Below are 1,225 nucleotides of genomic sequence, written 5' to 3'. Positions count from 1 at the left end.
TGGCTATCTTGATTCCAATACGCTTCGCGCCGGGTATCCTGAAAGTAAACGTGTAGGAGAAGCACTCTGTCAAGCTTATAGAAAACAGTGTGATTTGGATATTGTCATTGCCCGTCTTTCCCGGGTATATGGGCCTACCATGCTTGAACGTGATTCAAAGGCAATTGCACAATTTTTAAAGAATGGGCTGGCTAAGCAAGATATCGTATTGAAAAGTGAGGGAAACCAGCTGTACTCATACACCTATGTCTCTGATGCAGTATTTGCGCTACTGCTTCTCTTGTATACAGGAGAAGATGGGACTGCATACAACGTTGCCGATACGAGCTCGGACTGCACACTACGTGACTTGGCCTCCTTGGTAGCTTCCCATAGCGGTACCAGTGTAGTGTTTGATCTCCCTTCTGAGGTCGAAAAAGCCGGGTATTCAAAGGCCACCAAAGCAATTCTTGATGCTGGAAAAATTCAGAGGCTTGGATATGTTGCTGCATATCCCATACAAAAAGGAATTGAGCGAACACTGGATATTCTATCTGATACTGGATTCTTTATTTGATTGCTCTGATGTTGCATGAAGAGAAGCGATAGAGAAAAGAGGTGCAGAGCATGCCTGGAAGCCAACAATTTTTCTTTTATGGAAAAGAGTAGGGATAGAGAATGAAACTTGCGATTGTCATAACGGGAATGTCTTTTGGTGGTGCCGAGCGGGTTACTGCCTATCTTTCTAATTATTTTGTCGAGCAGAATGTGAATGTGACAATTATCTCGCTCACAAAGACTGTACCTGCATACTCGCTCTCGGAAGATATCCGCTATATTTGGTATGATGCTTCTGGCCACAAGAGCGCAATAGTCAGAGATTTTTCGTTGATGCGTAGTATTAGGAAGACCATTTCAGAGCTTAAGCCTGATTTGGTAATGGGTATGATGTCATACAGTGGGACATTAGCTGCTTACGCATGTATTGGTCTTCCTGTTCCTGTACTCTTGTCTGAGCGTAATGACCCAAATACTTCCATAGCTTTCAAGGAAATTGAGAAACGAATCATTAAATTTGCATACCGCCATCTCGCTGATAACGCAATATTTCAAACTCTTGGAGCCAAGGAGTATTACTATGGGGATGCAGGGAGAGGGTTCATTATCCCAAATCCACTGTATCTGGAAGCAATGCCCCAGCCAAAAGAAACATATAATGAATCGAAGAAAATAGTGAGTGCAGGAC

The 1,225-nt window shown here is 43.2% G+C and carries 2 protein-coding genes; both read left to right on the top strand.

From position 1 onward, the window contains the following. Positions 1-556, top strand: a 556-nt coding sequence (locus tag JF818_RS08625) for an NAD(P)-dependent oxidoreductase (protein WP_198891610.1), incomplete at its 5' end; no start/stop codon positions are given. Positions 557-657: 101 nt separating this feature from the next. Then, the coding region (locus JF818_RS08620; protein ID WP_198891609.1) for a glycosyltransferase at positions 658-1,225 on the top strand (568 nt) is incomplete at its 3' end.

This window comes from Sphaerochaeta sp. S2 (genome assembly GCF_016406725.1).
Lineage (GTDB): Bacteria > Spirochaetota > Spirochaetia > Sphaerochaetales > Sphaerochaetaceae > Sphaerochaeta.
The sequence above is the reverse complement of the archived record's forward strand: the minus strand, read 5'-3'. Positions and strand labels throughout refer to the sequence as shown.